This window comes from Sphingopyxis sp. 10G20-10, from assembly GCF_057365075.1.
Genome location: NZ_CP195117.1, coordinates 2,277,945 through 2,302,995 on the forward strand (window position 1 = coordinate 2,277,945; position 25,051 = coordinate 2,302,995).

General features: G+C 60.2%; 28 protein-coding genes. 13 read left to right on the plus strand and 15 right to left on the minus strand.

The genetic code is table 11. From position 1 onward, the window contains the following. The 5 genes from ACR3XE_RS11095 to ACR3XE_RS11115 all read right to left on the minus strand — a co-directional run bounded on the left by ACR3XE_RS11095 (position 1) and on the right by ACR3XE_RS11115 (position 4,218). Positions 1-771 (minus strand): HvfC/BufC family peptide modification chaperone, encoded by a 771-nt coding sequence (locus ACR3XE_RS11095; RefSeq protein ID WP_473700124.1) that lies wholly within the window; start codon positions 769-771, stop codon positions 1-3. Next, positions 764-1,627 carry an MNIO family bufferin maturase gene (bufB, locus tag ACR3XE_RS11100; protein ID WP_473700123.1) on the minus strand — a complete coding sequence of 288 codons (864 nt, stop codon included), beginning with the start codon at positions 1,625-1,627 and terminating at the stop codon, positions 764-766. Before bufB ends, ACR3XE_RS11095 begins: the two co-directional genes overlap by 8 nt. Positions 1,628-1,713: 86 nt before the next feature. Beyond that, a complete protein-coding gene (gene bufA2, locus ACR3XE_RS11105) occupies positions 1,714-1,998 on the minus strand; it encodes a BufA2 family periplasmic bufferin-type metallophore (protein ID WP_473700302.1) in 285 nt (94 codons plus the stop codon). A gap of 127 nt (positions 1,999-2,125) precedes the next feature. After that, a complete protein-coding gene (locus ACR3XE_RS11110) occupies positions 2,126-2,620 on the minus strand; it encodes an asparaginase domain-containing protein (protein WP_473700122.1) in 495 nt (164 codons plus the stop codon). After that, entirely contained in the window at positions 2,617-4,218 is a 1,602-nt protein-coding gene (locus ACR3XE_RS11115) for a lysine--tRNA ligase (RefSeq protein WP_486185737.1), read from the minus strand. Before ACR3XE_RS11115 ends, ACR3XE_RS11110 begins: the two co-directional genes overlap by 4 nt. Before the next feature lie 105 nt (positions 4,219-4,323). Between ACR3XE_RS11115 and ACR3XE_RS11120 the strand changes: the two genes are divergently transcribed. From ACR3XE_RS11120 to ACR3XE_RS11130, 3 genes are all read left to right on the plus strand, one after another. Then, complete coding sequence (locus ACR3XE_RS11120; protein ID WP_473700121.1) at positions 4,324-4,695, plus strand: PilZ domain-containing protein; 372 nt, start codon at positions 4,324-4,326, stop codon at positions 4,693-4,695. 56 nt (positions 4,696-4,751) lie between these two features. After that, the gene (locus tag ACR3XE_RS11125) at positions 4,752-7,496 is read left to right on the plus strand and encodes an ATP-dependent DNA helicase (RefSeq protein WP_486185738.1); all 2,745 of its coding nucleotides are present in this window, start codon (positions 4,752-4,754) and stop codon (positions 7,494-7,496) included. Positions 7,497-7,580: 84 nt separating this feature from the next. Beyond that, the gene (locus tag ACR3XE_RS11130) at positions 7,581-8,126 is read left to right on the plus strand and encodes a SixA phosphatase family protein (RefSeq protein WP_473700120.1); all 546 of its coding nucleotides are present in this window, start codon (positions 7,581-7,583) and stop codon (positions 8,124-8,126) included. A gap of 22 nt (positions 8,127-8,148) precedes the next feature. On the opposite strand, the gene ACR3XE_RS11135 is transcribed toward ACR3XE_RS11130, so the two are convergent. From ACR3XE_RS11135 to rpmF, 5 genes are all read right to left on the minus strand, one after another. Beyond that, a complete protein-coding gene (locus ACR3XE_RS11135; protein ID WP_473700119.1) occupies positions 8,149-8,568 on the minus strand; it encodes a MerR family transcriptional regulator in 420 nt (139 codons plus the stop codon). An 18-nt stretch (positions 8,569-8,586) separates the two neighbouring features. Then, positions 8,587-8,877, minus strand: a complete 291-nt coding sequence (locus ACR3XE_RS11140; RefSeq protein WP_473700118.1) for an integration host factor subunit alpha — start codon at positions 8,875-8,877, stop codon at positions 8,587-8,589. Between the two features lie 150 nt (positions 8,878-9,027). Then, positions 9,028-9,990, minus strand: coding sequence for a beta-ketoacyl-ACP synthase III (locus ACR3XE_RS11145; protein WP_473700117.1), 963 nt, complete (start codon positions 9,988-9,990; stop codon positions 9,028-9,030). After that, positions 9,987-11,021: a phosphate acyltransferase PlsX gene (plsX, locus tag ACR3XE_RS11150; protein WP_486185739.1), complete on the minus strand. Its 1,035-nt coding sequence runs from the start codon at positions 11,019-11,021 to the stop codon at positions 9,987-9,989. Before plsX ends, ACR3XE_RS11145 begins: the two co-directional genes overlap by 4 nt. Before the next feature lie 22 nt (positions 11,022-11,043). Beyond that, on the minus strand, positions 11,044-11,223 hold the full coding sequence (gene rpmF / locus ACR3XE_RS11155) for a 50S ribosomal protein L32 (RefSeq protein ID WP_473700116.1): 180 nt from the start codon (positions 11,221-11,223) through the stop codon (positions 11,044-11,046). Positions 11,224-11,537: 314 nt separating this feature from the next. Here rpmF and ACR3XE_RS11160 point away from each other — a divergent pair, with 314 nt between their 5' ends. Then, positions 11,538-11,975 (plus strand): MAPEG family protein, encoded by a 438-nt coding sequence (locus tag ACR3XE_RS11160; protein WP_473700115.1) that lies wholly within the window; start codon positions 11,538-11,540, stop codon positions 11,973-11,975. A gap of 43 nt (positions 11,976-12,018) precedes the next feature. Here the strand turns inward: ACR3XE_RS11160 and ACR3XE_RS11165 are convergent, their stop codons facing one another. Both ACR3XE_RS11165 and ACR3XE_RS11170 read right to left on the minus strand, forming a co-directional pair. Next, positions 12,019-12,690 (minus strand): MBL fold metallo-hydrolase, encoded by a 672-nt coding sequence (locus tag ACR3XE_RS11165; RefSeq protein WP_473700114.1) that lies wholly within the window; start codon positions 12,688-12,690, stop codon positions 12,019-12,021. Then, positions 12,687-13,229 carry an amino acid permease gene (locus tag ACR3XE_RS11170; protein ID WP_473700113.1) on the minus strand — a complete coding sequence of 181 codons (543 nt, stop codon included), beginning with the start codon at positions 13,227-13,229 and terminating at the stop codon, positions 12,687-12,689. Before ACR3XE_RS11170 ends, ACR3XE_RS11165 begins: the two co-directional genes overlap by 4 nt. Positions 13,230-13,446: 217 nt before the next feature. Between ACR3XE_RS11170 and ACR3XE_RS11175 the strand changes: the two genes are divergently transcribed. Then, positions 13,447-14,748 carry an APC family permease gene (locus ACR3XE_RS11175; RefSeq protein ID WP_486185740.1) on the plus strand — a complete coding sequence of 434 codons (1,302 nt, stop codon included), beginning with the start codon at positions 13,447-13,449 and terminating at the stop codon, positions 14,746-14,748. A 50-nt stretch (positions 14,749-14,798) separates the two neighbouring features. Here the strand turns inward: ACR3XE_RS11175 and ACR3XE_RS11180 are convergent, their stop codons facing one another. Genes ACR3XE_RS11180 through ygfZ form a run of 3 tightly spaced genes read right to left on the minus strand, consistent with a single transcriptional unit; the run spans position 14,799 to position 16,763 of the window. Then, a complete protein-coding gene (locus tag ACR3XE_RS11180; RefSeq protein ID WP_473700110.1) occupies positions 14,799-15,350 on the minus strand; it encodes a retropepsin-like aspartic protease family protein in 552 nt (183 codons plus the stop codon). 35 nt (positions 15,351-15,385) lie between these two features. Then, positions 15,386-16,000 (minus strand): hypothetical protein, encoded by a 615-nt coding sequence (locus ACR3XE_RS11185; protein ID WP_473700109.1) that lies wholly within the window; start codon positions 15,998-16,000, stop codon positions 15,386-15,388. A gap of 34 nt (positions 16,001-16,034) precedes the next feature. After that, positions 16,035-16,763, minus strand: a complete 729-nt coding sequence (gene ygfZ / locus ACR3XE_RS11190) for a CAF17-like 4Fe-4S cluster assembly/insertion protein YgfZ (RefSeq protein WP_486185741.1) — start codon at positions 16,761-16,763, stop codon at positions 16,035-16,037. 145 nt (positions 16,764-16,908) lie between these two features. On the opposite strand from ygfZ, the gene hslV reads away from it, so the two are divergent. From hslV to ACR3XE_RS11230, 8 genes are all read left to right on the plus strand, one after another. Further along, positions 16,909-17,475, plus strand: a complete 567-nt coding sequence (hslV, locus tag ACR3XE_RS11195) for an ATP-dependent protease subunit HslV (protein ID WP_473700108.1) — start codon at positions 16,909-16,911, stop codon at positions 17,473-17,475. Positions 17,476-17,480: 5 nt separating this feature from the next. Then, on the plus strand, positions 17,481-18,782 hold the full coding sequence (gene hslU, locus ACR3XE_RS11200) for an ATP-dependent protease ATPase subunit HslU (protein WP_486185742.1): 1,302 nt from the start codon (positions 17,481-17,483) through the stop codon (positions 18,780-18,782). Between the two features lie 153 nt (positions 18,783-18,935). Continuing rightward, on the plus strand, positions 18,936-19,769 hold the full coding sequence (locus ACR3XE_RS11205; protein WP_486185743.1) for a helix-turn-helix domain-containing protein: 834 nt from the start codon (positions 18,936-18,938) through the stop codon (positions 19,767-19,769). A 103-nt stretch (positions 19,770-19,872) separates the two neighbouring features. Continuing rightward, on the plus strand, positions 19,873-20,808 hold the full coding sequence (locus ACR3XE_RS11210; protein WP_473700105.1) for a tetratricopeptide repeat protein: 936 nt from the start codon (positions 19,873-19,875) through the stop codon (positions 20,806-20,808). Continuing rightward, positions 20,762-21,763: a tRNA lysidine(34) synthetase TilS gene (tilS, locus tag ACR3XE_RS11215; RefSeq protein WP_486185744.1), complete on the plus strand. Its 1,002-nt coding sequence runs from the start codon at positions 20,762-20,764 to the stop codon at positions 21,761-21,763. The genes ACR3XE_RS11210 and tilS overlap by 47 nt, the downstream gene beginning before the upstream one ends. Positions 21,764-21,845: 82 nt before the next feature. Beyond that, positions 21,846-23,792, plus strand: coding sequence for an ATP-dependent zinc metalloprotease FtsH (ftsH, locus tag ACR3XE_RS11220; protein ID WP_486185745.1), 1,947 nt, complete (start codon positions 21,846-21,848; stop codon positions 23,790-23,792). A gap of 108 nt (positions 23,793-23,900) precedes the next feature. Beyond that, positions 23,901-24,392, plus strand: coding sequence for a hypothetical protein (locus ACR3XE_RS11225; protein ID WP_473700102.1), 492 nt, complete (start codon positions 23,901-23,903; stop codon positions 24,390-24,392). 28 nt (positions 24,393-24,420) lie between these two features. Next, the gene (locus ACR3XE_RS11230; RefSeq protein ID WP_473700101.1) at positions 24,421-25,029 is read left to right on the plus strand and encodes a DUF3800 domain-containing protein; all 609 of its coding nucleotides are present in this window, start codon (positions 24,421-24,423) and stop codon (positions 25,027-25,029) included. Positions 25,030-25,051 lie beyond the last annotated feature (22 nt).

Consider the following 25,051-nt stretch of genomic DNA (forward strand, 5'->3'; position numbering starts at 1 on the left):
CTAATCCGTAACGACCAACACGCCATCGGCAATCCATCGTCCCAGCCAGCCGCCGAGCGCCTGCAACGCCGCCTCTTCATCCAGCGTCTCAACCAGCCGCCCACTCAGCGCGGCAAAGCTGCACCCGTCGGCCAATAGGGTCAGCGCGTCAGCCTCATCGCCAAGCAGGCTGCGGAACTTCGGCTGCCCCTCATGGCGCCACACGATCAACGGCACCGGCTTCGCCAATCGCTCGGCAGGTGGCGGCGTCTCTTCCTGTTCGAGCGCGGTCCAAATCGCCACGACATTGTGGCGGGTCGATTGCACATGCACGGAGGGGTGGAGCGTCAGGTCGCGCTCAATCCACTCCGCGCCCATCTCGGCAATCATCGCCGCCGAGAGCGGCGCCCGATCCGCTGCATCAAAAGCATGGCACAGATTCCAGTCGAGAGTTGCCAACTCGGCCAGTTCGCCGTCGTCGGGGAAATGCGCGCCCAGAAAATCCGCAAACTCCGCGCCATAATAGCGCAAATTCCTCAGCTTTGAAGGATAAGACGCGACGAAACCCGCCGCGACATTGTCAAACTGCTCGTCACCCAAATAGGCATGGAGCCGCTCGTAATGATCGGCGAGCACCGCCTTCAGGCTGACATGATAGGCGTTGCGATAAATATCCATGCGCCGCCGCGCCCCGACCTGCGCATCATCGACGATCAGATCAACCGCATCCTCCGACTGGTCGAGCAAATAGGCAAAGAACCGCTCTTGAGTTGCGACCAGCGCCTTATCCATCGGACATCGCCAATGCCGACGCTTCTGCGTCCGCCGAAATCGTCCGGGCGCGATCAACCTCGTTCAACAGGACAGGAAGGTCGGGAATCTCGTCGTCGCGTTCGATCATCGTCGCGATGGGACCAAAGCGCGCGCAAGCTGCGGCATAGAGATCCCACACCGCTTCACACACGGCGGCATCATGCGTATCGATGACATAATCGCCCATGTCGCTATGCCCGGCGAGGTGGATTTGCTGGATGCGGTGCTCCGGCAAAGCCTTCAGATAGTCGAGCGGTTCAAATCCGTGATTGCGCGCGCTGACATAGATATTGTTGATGTCGAGCAGCAACAGACAGTCGGCACGCTCCGCCATTTCGGCCAGAAAATCCCATTCGCTGCGGTCCGATGCGCGAAAGGTGACATAGCTCGACGGGTTTTCAATCAGGATCCGGCGCCCCAGAAAATCCTGCACCCGCCCGATATTGTCGACCACCTGCGCCAGTGCGGGCGCGTCATAGGGCAAAGGCAGCAGGTCATGGCTGTTATGGGCATTGACCCCAGTCCAGCACAAATGGTCCGAAATCCACAGCGGCTCGACCCGCTCGGCCAGCGCCTTGAGGTCCGCCAGATAAGCGCGATCCAGCGGGTCGGTCGATCCGATCGACAGCGACACGCCGTGCATGACCATCGGATAATCGGCGCGAATGCTATCGAGCATAGTCATCGGCTTACCGCCGGGCACCATGAAATTTTCTGAGATGATTTCCAGCCATTCAAGCGGCTGGGGACTTTCCAGGAAATCAGGATAATGCGGCGGTCTCAGCCCAAGCCCAAAGCCCGGTGAGGCGCTTGTCAGCTTGGCGTCGGTCGGCATATTTCCTATCCTGCGAGACGAAACAGATGGGGCCACCGCGCGGGATTATGCGCGGCAGCGCCCAAATTCTGTCAGTATTTATGTGATCAGCCGATGTCGCCGATCACGCCGCCGTCGGTCAGGCATTTCGAAGCCGCAATGCCTTTGAAGCCTTGGCCCTTGCATTCATTCTGACCTTTGCAGGCATTCGCAGCAGTCTTGCAATCGGCGGTGCCTTTGCAGCTGTTGACGCCATAGCAGTGAACGGTGTCGCTCGCGCCGATAGCAGCGCCGGTAGCACCCTTCGGAGGGTCGGCGGCAATCGCAGCACCCGAAAGCGCAATGGCAGTCGCTGCGGCGGCAATCACACCAGCCAATTTATTGTTCGTCATCATTTCGATCCTCTTCGTTCGTAACCAGCGAAGCGGCTGAATGTCGCCCCACCCATCTGTTATTCGTTACGGATAGCGTGAGGTTACACCCGGCGCGGCAAAAAATCTGAAATTTTTTCCTGTCGGCTCAGGACCTAGTCGCGCAAAACCGACCAGCCGCGCGATCCTTCTCGGTCGTCTGCGGGTCGAAGATCATGCCGTTCATCGCAATATAGACGCCGGGCGGCAGCGTCTGCACAGCGGCGAGCGCAAAGCCGACGTTGAATTCGGCATCGCTGGCGCGAACCGACGCGGGCTGCATCGCCCCCGTCATCACGATGGTCTTGCCGGCGATCCCCGCAAGCATCCGGCCGGTGACGACCATCGTGTCGGTGCCATGCGTGACCAATATGCGCGTCGCCTCGCTCGCTTCAACGGCGGCGCGGATCGCCGCACGGTCGCTATCGTCCAGCTCCAGACTATCTTTGCGCATCAACTGCGTCACACTGTGCGGCACATGAACATTATTCTCGCGCAGCATATCAGGCAGCGCGGTCGGGCCGATCTGAAATTCACTGAGCGCGTCGAAATAGACTTTGTCGATCGTCCCGCCGGTAGTAAAAATGGCGATGGGTTGGGTCACGCCAGCGCCTCGGCAATCAGGCGTCGCGTGTTGGCGATACCGAACAGCGCGATGAAGCTGCCCATGCGCGGACCGGCGCTCGATCCGAGCAGCGTTTCATACAGCGCCTGAAACCAATCACGCAGCTTTTCAAAGCGATAGGCCTCGTCTTTGCCAATCGCATAAACAATATTCTGGATCTCATCAGCCGCCGCATCGTCGGCCAGCGCCGCCAGCTCAGCGTCGAGCTTTTGCAGCGCCGCGACCTCGCCACCCTGTGGCTTGCGGCGCTTGAGCGTCGGCGCGACGAAATCGCGTGTATAGGCCATCGCATTGTCGATCAGCCCATCAAGTTCAGGATAAGCCGCCGCATTCGCGCCCGCGACATAATTACCCAGATAGGCCCAAATCTGATCCTTCGACGCATCGGCGCCCATCACCCCGACGAGGTTGAGCAACAGCCCATAGGTCACCGGCAATATTGTATCGGGAACCGCTTCGCCGCGCGAGACATGCACATGATGAACCGGATTGCCGAGTTGCTTGTCGGCTTCCTGCGCCGGATAATTGCCGCGCATTTGCAGATATTCGTCGACCGCCTTGGGGATGACGCCGATGTGTAACTGCTTCGCCGCCTTGGGCTCGCGATATGCATAAAAAGCGAGGCTCTCCTCGCTGCCATAATCGAGCCATTGGTCGAGGCTAAGGCCATTGCCCTTCGACTTGGAAATCTTCTCGCCGCGCTCGTCGAGGAACATTTCATAGATCAGCCCCTCGGGCTTGCGCCCCCCCAGCGCCTTGGCAATTCGTCCCGACTGCACGCCGCTGTCGGTCAGATCCTTGCCATACATTTCATAATCGACGCCCAACGCGACCCAACGCATCGCCCAGTCGACCTTCCACTGCAGCTTGGCCCCGCCCGACAGGATATTGTGCGTGATCGTCTGGCCTTCATCCTCAAAGGACACCAGTCCGGCCGCCGCATCGACAACAGTGACGGGTACCTGCAGAACAATTCCCGAGGTCGGACTGACCGGCAGCACCGGCGAATAGGTCGCGGCACGCTCCGCGCGCAACGTCGGCAGCATGATGTCCATGATATCCTGATAATGGACGAGGACATTCTTCAACGCATCGTCAAACGCACCGCTCTTGTAACGCTCGGTCGAGCTCACAAATTCATAGTCAAAGCCAAAACGATCGAGAAAGTCGCGCAGCATCGCATTGTTATAGTGCGCAAAACTTTCAAACTTCCCGAACGGATCGGGAATCTCGGTCAGCGGCTTGCCCAGGTTGGCCGCCAGCATATCGGCGTTGGGGATATTGTCGGGCACTTTGCGTAGCCCGTCCATATCGTCCGAAAACGCCACCAGCCGGGTCGGCGCGCCGCCAGTCAGGCATTCATAGGCGCGCCGCACCATCGTCGTGCGCAGCACTTCGTTGAACGTGCCGATATGCGGCAGGCCCGACGGACCATAGCCGGTTTCGAACAGCATTGGCGCGCCGTCCGGCTTGCCATCGGGATAGCGTTTGACTAGCCTACGCGCTTCCTCGAACGGCCAGGCTTTGGACGTGGGGGCGGCAGCGCAATAACGCGGATCAAGGTGCATGTTGGACATAGGTCACGCCCTTAGCTGTATCGGGCAGCGAACCAAAGGCGGAAAATTTCACGCGACGCGCAAATCTTACCGGAAAATTTACCATCTTCTGCAATGAAGACCCTCATGACTGACAGTATCACTCACATCCCTCGGCGGTTTCAGCGCAATTCGGTTGCGATCGACGTTCGCGTGTCCGGCGTTCTGGAAAGCGCCGACGGCCAGATTTGCGACCTGTCGGAAAATGGCGCCCAGATCGTGGGTGTCAGCCTTCCCGAACGCAGCCGCTGCGAGATTCATTATCGCGAGCAGGTCGTGTATGGCATCGTCATGTGGTCCGAAATCGACCGGATGGGCGTGCGTTTCCCTTATGAAATCGTGGCTGGGCCGCTGCACGACGCGCTCGAACGCGCGCGCGGAATCACCCATGCACCTGACCCATCCGAAATATTCCTGAGCGCGCATCCCAGCAGTTTCGGCAAACGCGGGCTTTCCTGAGCCGAAAAATGCACGCAGCGCTTGCTGTGTTCGCGCTTTGTCCTTAGCTCGGTTGGGTGGACAATGCCCCCCCCTCCCTGCCCCTGCCCGCGCTATATGCCAGCCATGTCGGCATCTGGATCAGCGATAGCGCGCTGCCGCCGCGCCGTGTCGGGCGCGGAGAGGCCATTGCTGCCGTCGCAGCAACCCCGCACATCCTGCTCAATGCAACGCTGACCGGCGACCGGCTCGGTTATGGAGAATTGTCGGGGCTCGACCTGCTCGAGCTTTTCGCTTTTCTGTTTCCCGCCCGCTTTGCCGTCCCCACCGCCTCTGGCCTCGCCGCCGCGCTCGACTTGCAGGCTCCGGCAGACGAAGCCGATCTTGCCGGCTTTCTGCGGGTCGTCGCCGCGAAGATGCTCGCCAGCCTCGACGATCAGCGCTGGCCCGAACGCGAAGGCGCGTGGCACAGCATAGAAGCGCTGACGCGGCATCGCTGGCCATGGGTGCCCCTCGTGAAGCCACAACTGAGCGCCCCGGAAGGCGAGGAACGCTGGCTCTTTTCCAAATTGCCCGAATGGGAGGATAGCGCCCCGCGTCCGCAACCGCGCACGCTGACCCTCAACGAAAGTGCGGTCGATGCGATGCTCGACGGGCTGACCGGTGACGGGGCAGAGCGCCGCGCCGGACAGCGATCCTATGCGCAGGCTTCGGCGGCGGTCTTTGCCCCGCGCGAACGTCGCGATAACCCACATTTTCTGGTCGCCGAGGCCGGAACCGGAATCGGAAAAACGCTCGGCTATCTGGCCCCCGGCAAAAGCTGGATTGACGCGTCAGGCGGCGCGATCTGTATCTCCACCTTTACCAAGGCACTGCAACGCCAACTCGCGCGCGAAACCGAACGGCTTTATCCCGACCCCGCCACCCACCGCGAAAAGGTGGTGGTGCGCAAGGGCCGTGAAAATTACCTCTGCCTCCTCAATCTGGAGGATGCGTTGCAGGGCGGGTTCAGCGGGCGCGCCGCGATCTTGGCGCAATTGGTGGCGCGCTGGGCCGCCTATACCCGCGATGGCGACATGGTCGGCGGCGACCTGCCCGGCTGGCTGCCCGCCCTATTCCGCCGCAACGGATCAACCGCGCTCACCGACCGGCGCGGCGAGTGCATATATGCCGGCTGCCCGCATTTCCGCAAATGCTTCATCGAACGATCGACGCGCGCGGCGGGACAGGCCGATATCATCATCGCCAACCATGCGCTGACGATGGTGCAGGCCGCGCGCCCTCGCGATGGCGGCGCGGCCGCCACGCGGCTGATTTTCGACGAAGGCCATCATCTGTGGGACGCCGCCGATTCAATGTTCGCTGCCGCACTCACCGGTCAGGAAGCGGTCGAAATCCGCCGCTGGGTCTTGGGGCCAGAGGGCAAATCACGCGGACGGCGGCGCGGACTGGCGGCGCGGCTGGCCGATGTCGCCAGCTATGACGAGGCGGGCGACAAAGCGATTCAGGCCGCAATCAACGCCGCTGCTGAGCTACCCGGCGACGGATGGCTCACGCGCATTGGCGACAATGACCCGTGGGGTGCTATCGAACAGTTGCTCTCGGCCGCACGTGCGATGGTTTATGCCCGTACTGTGCAGGAAAAGGGAGCCGACAGCGGCTATGGCCTCGAAACCGAGCTTGCCGAACCCGACGCCGCGCTCGTCAGTGCGGCCGCCAATGCCGTTGATGCCATTGAAGCGCTCCTGCGTCCGCTGATTCAACTTGGCAAACGGCTGGAGACGCTGTTCGATGATCCGCCCGACTGGCTCGACGCCCAATCCCGCGCGCGTATCGACGGCGCGCGGCACAGCCTCACCGCCCGCTGCGACACGCTATCGGCATGGCTTGGTCTGCTCGGTCGGGTCGGCGGTCCCGTCAATCCCGATTTCGTCGACTGGCTGGCGGTCGACCGCTTCGACGGGCGCGAATATGATTGCGGCCTGCATCGCCATTGGCTCGACCCAACGCGTCCGATGGCAGAGATTGTGTACCGTCCCGCACATGGCGTGCTGATAACCTCCGCGACCTTACGCGGCGGCGATGACTGGGCCGATGCCGATGTCCGCACCGGCGCCCGCCACCTCGACGGCGGGGTCCAGCATTTCGCGGTCGACAGCCCGTTTGACTATGAACAGCAATCCGAAGTGTTGATTGTCACCGACATTGCGCGTGGCGATATGTCTGCGCTGGCGGGTGCCTATAGCCGTCTGATCGAGGCGTCGGGCGGCGGTGCTCTGGGCTTGTTCAGCGCGATCCGCCGCTTGCGCATCGTCCATGCACGCATCGCCGACCGGCTGGCGCGCGCGGGCCTCCCGCTTTTTGCCCAGCATGTAGACCCCCTCGACACCGGCACGTTGGTCGATATTTTTCGCGCCGATCCCCACGCCTCGCTGCTCGGCACCGATGCCTTACGTGACGGCGTGGATGTCCCTGGCGATTCGCTGCGACAGGTTATTATGGAAGGCGTGCCTTGGCCGCGTCCGACCATCCTACACGCAGCGCGGCGCGCGGCACTGGGCGGCAGCCATTATGACGACATGGTCATCCGCGCCCGCATCGGTCAGGCCTTTGGCCGCCTAATCCGCCGCGCCGATGATTTTGGCCAGTTTGTCCTGCTGTCACCCTCTGTGCCTTCGCGTCTGTTGTCGGCCTTTCCCGCCGCCACACCCGTTCGGCGGCTACCGCTCGACGAAGTCGTGGCGCGGGTCAGCGAGGCCAATCGGAAAAGGGATACAACAGCACGCACCGCTTCCGATAATCATGCCAGCAACCGGAATTGAGCGCATTGCCACCTTTCCTCACGCATCAGTTTGCGGCACAAGGCGCGAGCCGGGGTCTCATCGGCGCATGATTGGGGAGCGGGCTTGAAAACTTTGACGATATTGCGCCACGCCAAATCGGGGTGGGACGCACCGGTCGAGCGCGATTTCGACCGCCCGATCAACGAACGCGGCCGGCGCGGTGCCGAACTCATCGGCCAATATTTCAAGCGAGAGGCTTTGTCGGTCGACCGGATCGTCGCCTCTCCAGCGGTGCGCGTCACCGACACACTCGACATTTTTCAGCCCGCGGCGGGGCTTGCCGATCTGGAACCGCATTGGGACCGGCGCATCTATCTGGCGTCGGCGGCAACATTATTTGAAGTCATCCGCGAAACCGGGCGTGATGCACAGAACCTGTTGATCAGCGGTCACAATCCGGGCCTTGAGGATCTGATATTAATGCTGGCACCCGAAGCCGCCGATGATGCGCTACGCTCTCAGGTCGAGGAAAAGCTGCCGACATCGGCCATGGCACGGCTCGACATCGCTATCGATGATTGGCACGCCATAGACAGCGGCACCGGCAAATTGTCGATGTTCATCCGCCCGCGCGACCTCGATCCGTCGCTGTCACCAAAGATGGACTAAACCCGAACCCTAGGGTCAGACCCTATGACTCCAGCGCCGCTGACAGACGTTGGCGCAAATCAATCAATTGTTGCACCGGAACACTCGGCCCTTGCCTTGACGCAGGGGTTGGCGCGCGATCGCCTGCGTCCAATTGTTCACGGCTCAGCGACGGGCGCGTTTCGCGTGGTGACGACTCCTGCTCGGACAAGGCCTTGCGCGCGCCCTCGACCGTAAAGCCATCGACGTGCAGCAGCCCGTGAATCCGCTCGGCCAAAGCGACATCCGCAGCGCGATAATAGCGACGACGGCCCGAGCGTTGCAGTGGCTTTAATTCGGGAAATCGCGTTTCCCAATAGCGCAGCACATGCGTCGGCACCCCGATGCGATTGGCCAATTCACCAATCGACAGCATCGCGCCAGCGGCTTTGTCGCCTTCATCCGGGCCGTTGTCATCAAACATCAGTCCGGTCCTGTGGCATTAGCCTGCAACGCGTTCGCGCATGGTCTGGCTGGCGCGAAAGGTCATGACGCGGCGCGGCAAAATCGGCACTTCAACGCCGGTTTTCGGATTGCGTCCGATGCGCTGTCCCTTGTCGCGCAGGACAAAAGTGCCAAAACCTGAAATTTTCACATTCTGACCGCCGGTCAGCGCGTTGCTCATATGAGCCAATATCGATTCGACAATTTGGGCCGATTCGTTGCGCGACAACCCAATCTGGTGGTTGATCTTTGCGGCTATATCGGCACGTGTCAGTGTTCCTGTCGCCATGGAAATTCCCTTCCCCCCATCAAAAAGGTCGATCCCCTGCTGGCACCAGCCAGCTCGACCAAAACGAGTCCCAGCTAAACTGTAACAAATGTTGCAAGAAAAACCATGCCAAAAGGCAAATTGGGCCTAGCGAACCCACAAAAAGCTCAATCAGACCCGCAGGACCGCCGCACCCCATGTGAATCCGCCGCCCATGGCTTCTAAAATGCACAGGTCGCCGGGCTTGATCCGCCCATCGCGAACCGCCAAGTCGAGCGCCAGTGGCACCGACGCAGCCGAAGTGTTGGCATGTTGATCAACGGTCAGGATTACCCGCGCCGGATCGAGCTTCAGTTTCTTGGCGGTCGCATCGATAATTCGGCGGTTGGCCTGATGCGGCACGACCCAATCGACATCCGACGCCGAAAGGCCGACATCTTCCAGCACTTCGCCCAATACGCCCGCCAAATTGGTGACGGCATGACGGAACACTTCACGACCCTGCATCCGCACTTTTCCGACGGTGCCCGTGGTCGAAGGTCCACCATCGACATAGAGCATATCGGAATGACGGCCATCGGCGTGCAGCCGCGTCGCCAAAATTCCGCGCTCGCTATTTTCCTCGACCGACATAACCACCGCACCTGCGCCATCGCCAAACAACACACAGGTCGTGCGATCCTCCCAGTCGAGGATGCGGCTGAAGGTTTCGGACCCGATGACCAGCGCATGTTTCGCCGCGCCGGTCAGCAGCATCGAATTGGCAACCGACAGCGCATAGAGAAAGCCCGAACAGACGGCGGCCACGTCAAAGGCGATGCAATCGGGTGCGCCGATCAGCGCCTGCACCTTGGTCGCGCTGGCCGGGAATGTATTGTCGGGGGTCGCGGTGGCGACGATGATCAGGCCGATATCATCAGCGGTCAGTCCCGCCGCCTCCAACGCCTTCTCGGCCGCTGCAGCGCCCAAAGTCGCGGTCGTTTCGTCAGGCTCGGCAATATAGCGAAAGCGGATACCGGTGCGTTCGACGATCCATTCGTCGGACGTATCGACACGCTCCGCCAATTCGGCGTTCGAAATCCGGGTGCGCGGCAGCGCCGATCCGGTTCCCGCCAATATGGCGCGGCGCGTCATGCGGTAACACCGCGGTTAAAATTGGCCAGATCATCGGTCACTTGGCGGGTTATATCCTTTTCCACCAGCTCGGCGCAAACATGAACCGCATTGGCGACGCCTTTGGCGTCGGCGCTGCCATGGCTTTTCAGCACAACGCCGTTCAGCCCCAAGAACACTGCGCCATTATGGTTGTTGGGATCAAGGTGATGGCGCAACAATTCGGTGGCGGGGCGCGAAATCAGAAAGCCGATTTTTGACCGCACCGAACTGGTAAAGGCCCGTCGCAACAAATCGGTGACAAAGCGCGCCGTGCCTTCGATTGTCTTGAGCGCAATATTGCCCGAAAAACCGTCATGGACGACAACATCAACATCGCCACGCGACAATTTGTCGCCCTCGATAAAACCACAAAATTCCAACGGAATGCCGGTAGCCGCACGCAACTGAGCTGCCGCTTCGCGAATTTGGTTGGTGCCTTTTAATTCTTCGGTGCCGATATTGAGCAGCGCAACGCGCGGCTTTTCAAGTCCCATGGCCGTGCGCGCATAGGCGGCCCCCATGACAGCAAACTGAACCAAATTCTTGGTGCTGCATTCGGTGTTGGCGCCCAGATCGAGCATGACCACGTCATTGTCGCCAAAACTCGGCAGCAAAGCGGCCAGCGCGGGCCGGTCGATCCCCGGCATGGTACGCAGGGCAACCTTGGCCATCGCCATCAGTGCGCCGGTATTGCCCGCCGACAGGGCGCCGCCAGCATCGCCGCGTTTCACCGCGTCAATCGCCAGCCCCATTGAACTATTCCGTGCCTTGCGCAGCGCCTGACTGGGCTTGTCTTCGCCGGAAACAACGCCATCGGTGTGGATGATGTCCGATGCGGCGCGCAAATTGGGGTGGTTGTCGAGCGCGGTTTTGATTCGCGTTTCGTCGCCGACCAACAGGAACCGAAGGCCATCATGCTGGTGCCGCGCCATGGCTGCGCCCGCGATCATCACGCGCACGCCGACGTCACCGCCCATCGCATCAATCGCGATTCGCGGTGTCAGCCCCATGCTTTGGCCCTCCGGCTAATGATTAAATGCCGTCCGAAACCACTTCGCGGCCATTATAATGACCACAGGCATTGCACAGATTGTGGGGGCGTTTCAGTTCGCCGCAGTTGGGGCATTCCTGAAAGGCTGCAACCTTCAAACTGTCGTGGCTGCGACGCATTCCGCGCTTCGAGGGCGAGGTTTTTCGCTTGGGGACGGCCATGATTATTCCTGCATTTCAAATGTTTGATACAATTCGGCGAACCCGGTTTTGTCGCCTTCGTTTCCGAAAGTGACTGGCCCGCCCAACGTGCCGAAGCCCGTTCCTGTCCAATGATGACAAGAAATTCTTCTGCCGAAGGGTGCCGCAACGCCAATTTGGCGTCGGGTGCCGGATTGGGCGCGGCTATAGACTTTTCGGCCATAAAGGCAAGCCCTGAGCTTAGGACAAAGCGGCGGCTTGCCCTGTCCCCGTCCTGCTGGCACACACGACCATGCTGCGGCACCAGACATGCCCGGCACCAAGGGGGACATAAAATGATCTTGTTACCAATCAGCCTGACCATGGCCGCTGCTGCGGCGCTTCTCAACATTTGGCTGGGCGTGCGTGTCGGGCGGGTGCGGACCAAGGAAAAAGTCTTTGTCGGCGATGGCGGCAATGAAGCGGTGATCCGCCGTATGCGCGCGCAGGCCAATTATATCGAGAACACACCCTTTGTGCTGATCCTGATCGTTCTGGTCGAACTCGCATCTGGATCGACAATCTGGCTGTGGGCTGCCGGCGGCATCTATCTGGTCGGCCGCGTTGCCCATGCTTTTGGCATGGATGGCGCGATGAAAGAGCGCTTTGCCGGCACGATTGTCACCATGCTGACGCTGCTTGGTCTTGCAATAGCGGCGCTGGCCCTCCTGTGGCTAACGCCAACCGGCGTGACGCTGACCGAGGTCGATACCGTCACCACCGCGCCGCAATAAGCTGTATCCGCCTGCCTCCCTCCTGCCGTCCGTGCGGGAGGGGTCAGCTACTCTGCGCCATAGCCGAATCGCTGACATAGGGGTTGGTGCGCCGTTCGGTGGCAAAATTGCTGTGCGAGCCATGGCCGGGCAGGAAAATCGTATCATCGCCCAGCGGCCACAGCTTCTTGGTTATCGAATCGAGCAATTGCTGATGATTGCCGCGCGGAAAATCGGTTCGCCCGATCGATCCCTGAAAAATCACATCACCGACGATCGCCAGCTTTGACGGAGCGTGATGAAACACCACATGCCCCGGCGTGTGCCCGGGGCAATGGATGACATCGAGGGTCAGATTGCCGACCGTCACCGTGTCGCCGTCGACCAGCCAGCGGTCGGGTTCAAACACCTCGCCCGACATGCCAAAGCGCGCGCCATCCTCGTCCAGCCGCTCGATCCAGAAGCGGTCATCCTCGTGCGGCCCCTCAATCTTGAGCCCCATCTCTTTCGCGAGCACGCCGGCTTGTCCGCAATGGTCCATATGGCCATGAGTCACGAGGATTTTTTCCAGCTCGACGCCGGTTTGCTTCAGCGCATGTTTCAACTTGTCGAGGTCGCCGCCCGGATCGATAAAGGCGGCCTTGTTGGTTACGGTGCACCACAAAAGCGTGCAATTTTGTTGAAAGGAGGTGACCGGAATAACGGCGGCCTTGAGAGGGGGCGTGGGAGCATTCATGGCCAGACATGTGGGCAAGGCTCACCCGTTTGGCAAGCCTGCACCCAAGGGCCAGCCCCCGTTGCGGACCTTCGGATTAGGTCAGCGCGGCGGTCACTAACGGCTTGCGCCGCGCGGCGATGAAATAGAAACCCGTTCCCACAATCAGGATCAGGCCCTGCATCTGAACAGCTTCCATGCTGGCATGACTGGCCACCCACAGGAGCGACGGCCACTTGGGTGTTGGCCGCCACCGCCACGACACCGGAAGCGTAACGCGTCCATCCCGATTGAAAGCCCAGAAACGAACCGAACGCCGCATGGACATAGAGGACCGGACCACCGTTTCGGTCAAATCGGGTCGCAAGTGCGGCGAATACAAAGACCAGCGGCAGGATCAAGACGGCACCAAACAGCATCACCCACGGTGCAAAATTGCCGACCGCTGTGACCATGATCGCCGACAGGGCAAAAATGTTCGCGCCAATCATGCCGTTTACCTGGAACAGGGCTGTGCCCCAAAACCCCACTGTGCGCGGCAACGCCTGTGATTCCGCCATATTGCCTCCCCCCGAATGCCCCGACACCTTCTGCACGGGAGTTCGGGGGGGGGCGCAAGAAGGCGCTTTAGTACAGCGCATGGCGAACCACCACAGGGGCATGGATTAAAAGACTGCTTCAAGCCCCAAAGAAATAGCGCGCTATAGCTCAGGGCTACGCTCTCATTTTTCTTTACAGGGCAAATCAACTTCGGTTAGCCCGTAGCGGGGGACTAATATGACCGACAGAATTATACCGCCACGCGTGGTCGGCATTGCTGGGGCAAGCCTTCTCAATCTCAATGGCATGATAGGCGCGGGTATCTTTGCGCTGCCTGCCCTGCTTTATGCCGGATTAGGTACTTTTGCGCCTTTTGCTTTCCTGCTTTTCGTCATTCCAACCGCCTGTCTGGCAGCTGTCAGTGCCAAGCTGTCCACATTGTTCGAACGGTCGGGCGGCGAGCAGCTCTATGTCGAGGCAGCTTTGGGGGAATATGCCGGGTTTCAAGTCGGCTGGTTCGTCATTTGCGCCAGCACAACGGGCCGGGCCGCCAATTTCCATGTTCTGGTTTCTTATCTCGCAGCGCTGTTTCCGATATTCGGCGGGCCTGTTGCGCGCCCGGTCACGATTGTCGCGTTGATCGCGATCATGACGATAATCAGTATTGTCGGCACAAAACGTTCGATTGGCGGGGTCTGGGTCGGTACGATTATCAAACTCGCTCCGCTTGTCCTGCTGTGCCTGTTGGGCATCGGCACCAACGGCATACCTTCCAACATAGAATTGCCGAGCTTTTCCGGTCTGGAATCGGTCGCCTTGTTAATCGCCTTTTCCTTTTCCGGTTTCTCGACGTCCATTGTCGCTGCGGGGGAAACAAAGGATCCCCGCAAAACCTTGTCTCGGTCGATTTTTATGACCTTGTTCGGCGTGGCGATATTCTATGCGCTGATCCAATGGGCCTATATTGCCATCGGTCCGGAGGCAGGCAGCGCCGACACACCTTTGGCCGCGGCGGCGCAGAAACTTCTGGGCGACTGGGGGGCCGTGATGATCAGCATTGCCGCGGTGTTCTCGATCGCCACCAATCTGCTCAGCGGTTTTGTAGCCTATCCGCGCGTCCTGTACGGTATGGGCGAAAGACGGCTTTTGCCGCGCATGTTCACCCATGTTTCGAACCGTTTTCTGACGCCCGATTATGCGATATTATTCTTCGCGGCCATCGTCATGGCAATTGCGGTTTCCGGTACTTTTGCGACGCTTGCGGTCCTGCTGGTCGCTGTCGAACAAATGGTTTATGTGCTGATACTGGTTTCCATCATTCTCTTTTGGCACAAAAATTTCCGGGGATTGAGAGACTCGATGGGGGGGAGTTGGCTTCTGATCTTGCCGATTGCCACCGCGATGACCATCTGGATGTCGCTTCAGGCACCGGCGACGGCGGTGTATTCGGTGGCCGGCATGATCGCTATCGGAACCGTCTTTTACGGATTGTCGATGGTCAAACGCTCTACGGAAGAGCCGGTTGACGCGCCAAGCTGACCCGCAAGGACCTTTTGATTACCTAGTGGAATTTGAAGACCCAGCGCAGCTCATCGCATCGTCATCGTGTCGCCTTCGACCGTGACCGCGTTCAGTTTCGACAGGAAGCTCTGACCCAACAGCGATGCCGGAATATCGGCGTCGATAACCGCCGCCTGGACGTGGCGGACTTCGACCCCGTCGACGTCGATGCTGTCGAGCATGACTGGGCGCATCGGCACGACGCCGCCTGCGGTGGTGGCGCCGCCCATTATCGTCAGCGCGTTGACATTGATCCCGATCGACTCGGCATCGCGGCGGGTCAGCGCGACGATGGACGCGCCGCTGTCGACCATCATCCGCAACCGCCTGCCATCGACATCGGCATCGGCATAGAAATGCGAATCGCCCGCACGGCCAATCCGCACCTCGCCACTATTGTTCGAGAATTCGGTGTCGGGTGTCATGGCCTTGCCGCGCTCTGCCCACCTATCGGAGACGGCCTCGACATGGGGGGTGGAATCGGCGGACACAGCAGGGCGGGTCGTGCGGCTGGCGATCCCCGCCACACCGACCGATACCACCGCGACCCCTGCGGCCAACCAGATAACGCGTTCCAGCATGGCGGCCAGTGTCGCAGACTATGGTTGGCGACTGGTTAATGCGCCGATGGCGGCGCCGGTGTTTCGATAAAGCCGCGCCACACCGACGCTCCGTCACGCAACGAATAAGTGACGCGCGCGCAGGCATAGGGGCGTCCGGCGGCATTGTCGGCATCATCCGCAGTTTGCGGCCATTGCGCATCGTCCAGCGCCTGTGCCGACCAGCAGAGAAGCGCCTCCGCCTCTGGCCGCGCCTGTATTTCCGCGCGGTCCGCCGCCGAATAACCGGACGGCACGCTCCAGCCCAAAATCCGGAGGTTTACAGGGCTGCTGGCGGCAATAAGGGGTGCAAAGGCTCCGTTTTCCTCAGCGAGAAACGCCGCTACCGCCTGTTGGTCCGTGTCGCTTTGCCACTGTCCGCCAAGCATCGGCTGCCACCGGCTGGCGTCGCGCGATTGCAGCGCGGGGAGCAGCGCGTCGGCCACTGCCTCGAACCGCGCGCGCCACGGCGAATCCGTCGCCAGCGGCGACAGCTTTGCGGGCGGGCGAGTTTCTTCGGACGGGCTTTCTGTCAGCAGGTTAGCGGGCGATGTTGCCACCATTTCTTGCGCCGTGACAGGGATCACAGCGAGGGCGGCGCCAAACGCCGTCAGGGCAAACAGAACGCGCATGTCTCCGTCAGTCTAGCAGGGTTGGCTGCACCCATCATGAACCGGCCGGCACCAGCGCCGCCTGCATCCATTGCGGCGCGATAACCGCGTCGATATTTTCCACCCGCCGATGCTCGACTGACAGGCCCAGTTCTGTGTAGGCAATCATCTGCCGCCTTTCATCGGCCACGGCCAGCGGCACCACGACCAACCGCCGGTTGACCTTTTGCCGCCAGTTCATCCGCGCGGTGTTTTCCTGACCTATGTAACAGCCTTTGCCAAAGCTGACGCCATTGAGTTCGGCGGCATTGCATTCGAGCCACAGCGTCTTGTCGCTGCCCAGTTCGGCGCGGCCTTCGGTGACGCCCAGCGCCAGCCGGTGCGCACGCCATGCGGCATCGACGCCCTCCCCCTCGCTCGCCGGAGCGAGCCAGCGTTTGCCCAGTGCGGGCAGGCGCGGATCGGCCAGGCCTTCCTCGCACTCTGCGGCCCAATGGACGCACAGGTCGGGCTCGCGCTCGATGGAGATGGCGCGGCGCAAGCGATAGAGGGTCAGCCGCTTGGCCAGATCCCCCGCCGCATCGCGCTCGCAATCAATCAACACATCGTCGCCATCGTCCCAAATCAGGAAATCGAACAGCGTCTTTCCCTGTGCGGTCAGCAGCGCCGCCCACACTGGCAGCGCGCCCGCCACATCATTGGTGACTAATCCTTGTAGGAAACCCCGCACATCGTCGCCGGACAGGCGGATCAGGGCGCGGTCGATCAGGGTGGTATTGCTCATATTATCAATTTAGGGTCGGCATCGACTAAATCCACCTTCGAAACGTCAAAATTGTCTGAAAGCCCCAAGGCGGATTGCAGGAGTTCTGCCGCTGGCACGCGTCACGGCCCTTGCGGCGGCCGGAGCCATCACCCATATCGCCGCCATGAGCGAACAATCTGCGCCCCGTGCCGCGCCTTGGCACGGAACCACCATCCTGTCCGCCCGGGCTGCTGACAAGGTCGTCGTCATCGGCGACGGCCAGGTCTCAATGGGCCAAACGGTGATGAAACCCAACGCCCGCAAGGTCCGCCGCCTCCACGATGGCAGCGTGATCGGCGGCTTCGCCGGCGCGACCGCCGACGCCTTCACCCTGTTTGAACGGCTGGAGGCCAAGCTCGAACGGCACAATGGTCAGTTGCTGCGCGCCGCAGTTGAACTCGCGAAGGACTGGCGCACCGACAAATATCTGCGCAACCTGGAAGCGATGATGATCGTCGCGGATAAGGATGTGACGTTGGTTATCACTGGCAACGGCGATGTACTCGAGCCTGAAGGCGGTATCGCAGCGATCGGATCGGGCGGCAATTTCGCCCTCTCCGCCGCGACTGCGCTCGCCGAATATGAAAAGGATGCCGAGGTTTTGGTGAAGAAAGCGATGCAGGTCGCGGCGCGTATCTGCGTTTATACCAACGACCAGTTCACATCTGAAATCATCGAAACCCAGGCTTAACTCCCATGAATGATGCTCTCACCCCCAAGGCGATTGTCGCCGCGCTCGACACGCATATCATCGGCCAGGACGCCGCCAAGCGCGCCGTCGCTGTCGCAATGCGCAATCGCTGGCGCCGCCAGAAATTGTCGCCCGATCTGCGCGATGAAGTGACGCCCAAGAATATATTGATGATAGGCCCCACGGGCTGCGGCAAGACAGAGATTTCGCGCCGCTTGGCCAAGCTTGCCGATGCACCCTTCATCAAGATCGAGGCGACCAAATTCACCGAGGTCGGCTATGTCGGCCGCGACGTCGAACAAATCGCCCGCGATTTGGTCGAAGAAGCTGTGCGCCTCGAAAGCGAGCGCCGCCGCGAAACGGTTCGTGCCGCCGCCGAAGAAGCCGCGATGGAGCGGCTGCTTGATGCGCTGACCGGAAAAGGGTCGAGCGAAGCGACACGCGAAAGTTTCCGCCAGCGTATCCGCGAAGGGCATCTGGACGACAGCGAAGTTGAGGTCGAAGTCAGTGACGCCCCAAATATGCCGTTCGAACTGCCCGGTCAGCCGGGCCAGATGGGGATGATCAACCTGTCCGATATGCTGGGCAAGGCAATGGGAGGCGCACCAAAAAAGCGCCGCAGGCTGAAAGTCTCCGAGGCCGCAGTGCGATTGATTGAGGAAGAGCAGGACAAAAGGCTCGATCAAGATGATGTCGCGCGCATCGCGCTCGCCGATGCCGAAGCGAACGGCATCGTGTTCCTCGACGAAATCGACAAAATTGCGGTGAGCGATGTGCGAGGCGGTTCGGTCAGCCGAGAGGGCGTGCAACGCGACCTCCTACCGCTCATCGAAGGCACCACCGTTGCGACCAAATATGGCCCGATGAAAACCGACCATGTGTTGTTCATCGCGTCGGGCGCTTTTCATGTCGCCAAACCGAGCGATCTGTTGCCCGAACTTCAGGGGCGCCTGCCGATCCGGGTCGAACTCGCCGCGCTTACCGAACAGGATTTTGTTCGCATCCTGTCTGAGACCAAGGCTGGCCTGCCCGAACAATATTGCGCGCTCATCGCCACCGAGGACGTGACAATCAACTTCACCGCCGATGCCATCGCGCGCATCGCGGCGCTTGCCGCACAGGTGAACGAGCAGGTCGAGAATATTGGAGCCCGCCGATTGCAGACTATGATGGAGCGTTTGGTCGAGGAGGTCAGCTTTGGCGCCGAGGATATGGCGGGGACGTCGCTGGAGATCGACGCAGCCTATGTCGACAGCCAACTCGCCGACGTCGTCGGAGACACGGATCTCAGCAAATATGTGCTCTAATCCGCCGCGTTGTTAGCGGCTATTCCAACAGGCTTGTTTCAACCTCTTTTCAACCATTCATGGCGCTAAGTTCATTTGACACAGGCTGGGGGTCGGTGCGAAGGAAGGGCGGCACGGCTGAACGGGTTGCAAACAGTCGGCACGGAGACAGGAATGGCCGAAACGGGCGACGATCCACAAGGTGAATTGAACATTACACGGTCGGGCGACAAATTGCGATTGGCCCGCGAAGCCGCTGGCCTGTCGCTGACCGATGTCGCTTCCAGAACACGCGTCACACTACGCCATCTGGAAGCCATTGAGAAAACCGATTTCGAAGCGTTGCCGGGCCGGACCTATGTTACCGGCTTTGCCCGCGCTTATGCCCGCGCGGTCGGTTTGCCCGAAGCCGAAATTGCGGCTCTGGTCCGCCGCGAACTGGAAGAGGACGCCTATACAGCGCGGCCCCCCTATGAAGCCTATGAACCAACCGACCCTGCGCGCCTGCCGACCGCGACATTGGCGTGGACGCTGGTCGTTATCGCGGCGCTGCTGGCATCGGCCTATGGCGTTTGGAAATTCCTGTCGGTCGAACCAGACGAAGCCTTGATTGCCGCCCAGAATCGGGACGCCAATGCCTCCGAAGCGCCGCCAGCTGCGATAACCAAGATTGAAGCCCCCAAGACCAAAGGAGCGCAGGTTGCCAATGACGCCCCCGTGGTGCTGACCGCAGTTTCCGAAGTGTGGATCGGATTTGACGACGCGACGGGAAAAACCGAAAATTGGCGCACGCTTGACCCGGGCGAAACCTATGAAGTGCCGCCCGCTTATATTGAGCAATTCAAACTTCGCACCAGCATACCTCAGGCGCTGAAAGTGACGGTTGGCGGGCGCGATGTCGGGTCGATTGGTCCGGCGGATACGCTGATCAAGAATATTTCGCTCAAGCCGGCCGACTTATTAGGCCGGAGCGGCGGCAGCGCAACGGATGCCGGAACGCCGCGGTAAAAACAGGCGTCTGCACCTGTGGGTGCGGTGAATGGAATTGCCATGCGCGCCGCCAAGGCGTTATGCAGTTTTAGTTGTTAACCAGTGGGGGGCTCATCAGCCTATGTTAAAGCGTCATATCTATTGTTCCGGAGCCATGGCGGCGGCGGTAGCGATTGCCCTGCCCGTCTCTGCCTTTGCACAGGATGCGACTGTCACCAAGCGCGTCGAACGCCTGGAAAAAGAGATGCACGCGGTTCAAAGAACAGTCTTTCCCGGCGGCAGCCCGACCTTCTTTGAAGGCGAGATTGCACCGGACCAGATTGCGGGTGAACGGGCCAAGGCCAATGCGCCGATTACCGATTTGACAGCCCGCGTTGATGCGCTGGAATCGCAATTACGCACGCTGACCGGTCAAACCGAACAGAACAGCTACAAATTGCGCGAACTGGAAAAGCAATTCACCACCTATAAGGCCGAAATGGACAAGCGGACGGTCGTCGAGCCGCCCGCCGTCACGCCCGCGAGCAGCGCGTCTAGCGAACCGTCAGGCACCAATGGCAAGGCAACGCCAGCACCAGCCAAGAAAAGTGCGGCTGCTGTATCACCAGCTTCAGCTCCATCCGACGAACGCTTGGCCTTGGTCAAAAAGGTCGAAATTCCGGCGACGGGAAATGAGGTCGATGACGCCTATACCTATGGCTATCGCCTGTGGGACGCCAAGCTCTACCCCGAAGCCGAAGCGCAGCTCAAAACGGTAGTGGCGCGTTGGCCCAGCAATAATTTCGCAAGCTATGCCCAGAATTTGCTGGGCCGCGCCTATCTCGACGAAGGCAAGCCGAGTCTCGCGGCTGTCGCTTTCTACAATAATTACAAGGATCGCCCGAGCGGCGCCCGCGCGCCGCATAGCCTCATGTACATGGGTGTCGCACTCAATAAATTGGGACGCAAAGCCGATGCCTGCAAAGCGTTTCGCGAGCTCGAAGAGGTCTATGGCGACAAGGCACCAAAGGATGTCCGGGATGACGCCGCCGCGGCCAAAGCCAAAGCTGGCTGCTGACCCCATCCAGCGCTTTGCCGCCGATTTGACGGCGGTTGCTGGCCCGAACGCAGCAGGGAATGACCGATTTGGCATTGCTGTATCGGGGGGTCCCGACAGCATGGCGCTATTATGGCTCGCGCATACCCTGTTCGGGGACCGCTGCTTTGCGGCCACCATAGACCATCGCCTGCGGCCAGAAGCCGCCGATGAGGCTGCAATGGTCGCGACCTATTGTGCAGATCAGGGCATCGATCATCGCATCCTCACGCCCCGAACCGCGATCACCGGGTCGCTTCAGGCCGCAGCCCGCGATGCACGCTACGCACTGCTTTCCGATTGGCTGACGACGACAAAGCTCGACTGGTTGCTGACCGCGCATCACGCCGACGATCAGTTGGAAACACTTCTCATGCGACTCAACCGCAGCAGCGGCGTGGGTGGACTGGCCGGGATTCGAAGGAGTAACGGCATCATTTTGCGCCCGCTTTTGGGTTGCTCTCATGCCGAATTGCTGTCGCTTTGCGTCGAACATGACCTGCCCTATTGCCTCGACCCGTCCAATAACGACGAACGATTTGATCGGGTGCGGATGCGTAAAGCCTTGGCGAACGTGGATTGGCTCGACCCGAAGGCGGCATCGGCCAGCGCCAGCGCTTTGGACGACGCCGATCAGGCGCTCGATTGGGCGGCGCGCTATATCATCGCCACATGGCCCGACCATGAGGACCCCGAAGTGCTGCGGATTGACGGCTCCCCTGTTGAAATCCAACGGCGGATTGTGGCGATACGGCTCACGACACGTGATCCCGACTTGCCTGTGCGCGGCGACGCTATGACACGTCTCCTGACCGAAATGGCACGCGGCAAAGCCACGATGATCGGCGATTGGCGCATCGTTCCGGTGTCAGGCGTCACGCCCCCGCTTTGGCGGATTATCCGCGCGCCCGACCGAAAAGGGCATCGCCGCGGCTGAACTGGTCATTGTCAATTAATCGAAACACCCTATCTTATCAGCATTGGGCCAAAACTGGCCGCATGTTTGGGAAAGACGCAGAATGCAGGACGACAAGGAACCACAGGCCAATCCCTGGATGAAAAGCCTGATGATCTGGAGCGGGATCATTCTCGCCATGTTGATTGTCGCCTCGATGTTTGGCGGCGCAGCAAAGCCGGCGGGCGACACTTTCGCCTATTCCGAATTCCGGTCCAAGGTCGAGGAAGGCAGCGTCAAGGACGTTGTCATGTCCGATGACAAGATCACGGGGACGCTGTCCAACGGCGACCGTTTTTCCACCAATCTTGTTCGCGATCCTGAACTGCTCAAACTGCTCAATGACAATAACGTCAAATATGACGGAAAACCGACTGAAACACCCAATTTCTGGATGTATATGCTCGTCCAGTCGCTACCTTTCATTCTGATCCTCGGCATCGCCTTTTTCGTCTTCCGACAGGTTCAGAAGAATAATGGCGGCGGCGGTGCGATGGGTTTTGGCAAATCGCGGGCCAAGATGCTCACCGAGAAGCAGGGCCGCGTCACATTCGATGATGTCGCTGGGATCGATGAAGCCCGCGAAGAGTTGGAAGAAATCGTCGAATTTCTGAAAGACCCGACCAAATTTTCTAAACTGGGCGGGCAGATTCCCAAGGGCGCTCTGCTCGTAGGTTCGCCGGGTACCGGCAAAACCTTGCTCGCGCGCGCCATTGCCGGTGAAGCGGGCGTGCCCTTCTTCACCATTTCAGGGTCAGATTTTGTCGAAATGTTCGTCGGCGTCGGCGCCAGCCGCGTGCGCGACATGTTCGAACAGGCCAAGCGCAACGCACCCTGCATCGTCTTTATCGACGAAATCGACGCGGTCGGTCGCCATCGCGGTGCTGGCCTCGGTAATGGCAATGACGAACGCGAACAGACGCTCAACCAGTTGCTGGTCGAAATGGACGGGTTCGAGGCCAATGAAGGCATCATCATCGTTGCTGCGACCAACCGTCCCGATGTTCTTGACCCTGCCTTGCTGCGCCCCGGTCGTTTCGACCGACAGGTCGTGGTGCCGCGTCCCGACATCGATGGACGCCAGAAAATCCTCGAAGTGCATACGCGCAAAAAGCCGCTCGCTCCCGACGTGGACCTGCGCCGCGTCGCGCGCGGAACACCGGGCTTTTCGGGTGCCGACCTTGCCAACCTTGCCAATGAAGCCGCGCTTCTGGCCGCCAAGCGCGGCAAAAGACTGATCGCGAGCAACGAGTTTGAAGAGGCCAAGGACAAGGTCATGATGGGCTCCGAACGGCGCTCGATGGTCATGACCGAGGACGAAAAGCGCGCCACCGCCTATCATGAAGCGGGACACGCGCTGGTCTCTCTTCATGTCGAAGGCAATGATCCGCTGCACAAAGTCACCATCATCCCGCGCGGCCGTGCGCTAGGCGTGACATGGAACCTGCCCGAGCGGGATCGCTATTCGACCAATATGAAGCAGATGAAGGCGCGTCTGGCGCTCTGCTTTGGTGGCCGTATCGCCGAACAGCTGATCTTTGGCGAGGACGAGCTCAACACCGGCGCGTCGAACGATATCCAGCAAGCCACCGATATGGCGCGCGCCATGGTGATGGAATATGGCATGTCCGAAAAGCTCGGCTGGCTACGCTATCGTGACAATCAAGAAGAAGTGTTCCTCGGCCATAGCGTCGCACGCTCGCAAAGCGTTTCGGCAGACACGGCGCGGATGATCGACGAAGAGGTCCGCCGGATTGTCGAGGAAGGCGAAGCCGAAGCGCGTAAGGTGCTCACCGACAATCTCGACGAGCTCCATCTGCTCGCAGGCGCGCTGCTGGAATATGAAACGCTGTCTGGCGAAGAATCCAAACGCGCGATCAAGGGCGAGGCCATTGGCCGTGAAGATGATCAGGGCAAACCCGGTATGCCAGCGCAAGGCCATGCAGGCTCGCTGCCCCCGATCAAGCGCAAACCGCGCCCCTTTGGTGGTCCCAACCCGCAAGGGGCCTGATCGCGCACTCTCACGCAGGCGAACGGCTGGTTGCATTGGCAGACAAGGCGGCTGGATTTTAATCGCAAACTGCCTATCAAAGCAAATGTCGCCAGACAGGAGCAGCCGATGATGCGTTTACTCTTCAGCTTTCAGAAATGGGCCTTGGGACTGGGCGTGGCCATCTCCATCGCCGCACCGGCTCATGCGATGCAAAGCGTTGAATTCGCCTCCAAGATGGAGGTGCAGAAATCCATCACAAACGCGGACGGCACAGAGACAACTAGCTATGGCCCGACCAAGATTGTCGTTCCCGGCGATCGCATTCGTTTCACCCTGCAATTGGTCAACAAGACGGACGCCCCCGCCATGGGGTTGAAAATTGTTGATCCCCTGCCCGCCGAAATTCGATTTGAATCGACCGCAGATACAGACGGCTTTTCGGTGTCAGTCGATGGCGGCAAAAATTATGGCCTCCTTGAATCGCTGATGGTCCCGGTCGAGGGCACTAACCCACGCGCCGCGACAAGTGATGATGTGACCCACCTGCAATGGGTCCTCGCAGCCCCCTTGCCCGCCGGTGCAAGCAAGGCCGTAACATTTCTAGGTATCGTGCGCTGAACCTCTTGCATCTCTCTGCACTCCTCGGATGACGATTTACTGCGACGAATCGGGCGGGTTGAACGCGGGCGCGATGACATTTTCCGCTGTGCTGATGTCGCCTGAAACTGCACATGCCATCCATGATCGCTTTCGCTCGGTCACCCGTCTGCGTGGAGAGCTTAAGGGCAGCCGGATCAGCCTTGTCGAGCGTGCCTTTTTGCTGGAGCTATTCGACCGAGCCGGAGGGCGCGCTTGGGTTGCCGTCGCAAATAGTGCAAAACTGCGCGCCGATACCAAGGGCAAAGTGGCAACCGACTTGAACGTCTATGCCGCCCTTCTCGATCTCGCGGTGAGCAGCTGGCTGCCCGAGACTGGTGGTGTCTGCACCGATGTTGTTATTGACGATGGCCGCTATGATCCGGCGATATTGGCGCGGGTCCGCGCTGACATTCAGGCGGGTCTTGGCGGCTGGGGGAAGGCATCGCTCGCCGACAGCAGTCGCAGCGAAGGCGTCCAGATCGCCGATGTCATCGCCAACAGCCTGTATAATATCGCGACCCAATCGGCGCGCGCGCCGCGTATCGCTCGGATATTGGCGCCCTTTATCGACAGCAAGGCAATCCGCACCGTCGACCTGGACCAGCTTCCCGCCTAGCGCCAATACAAAAGGGGCCGCA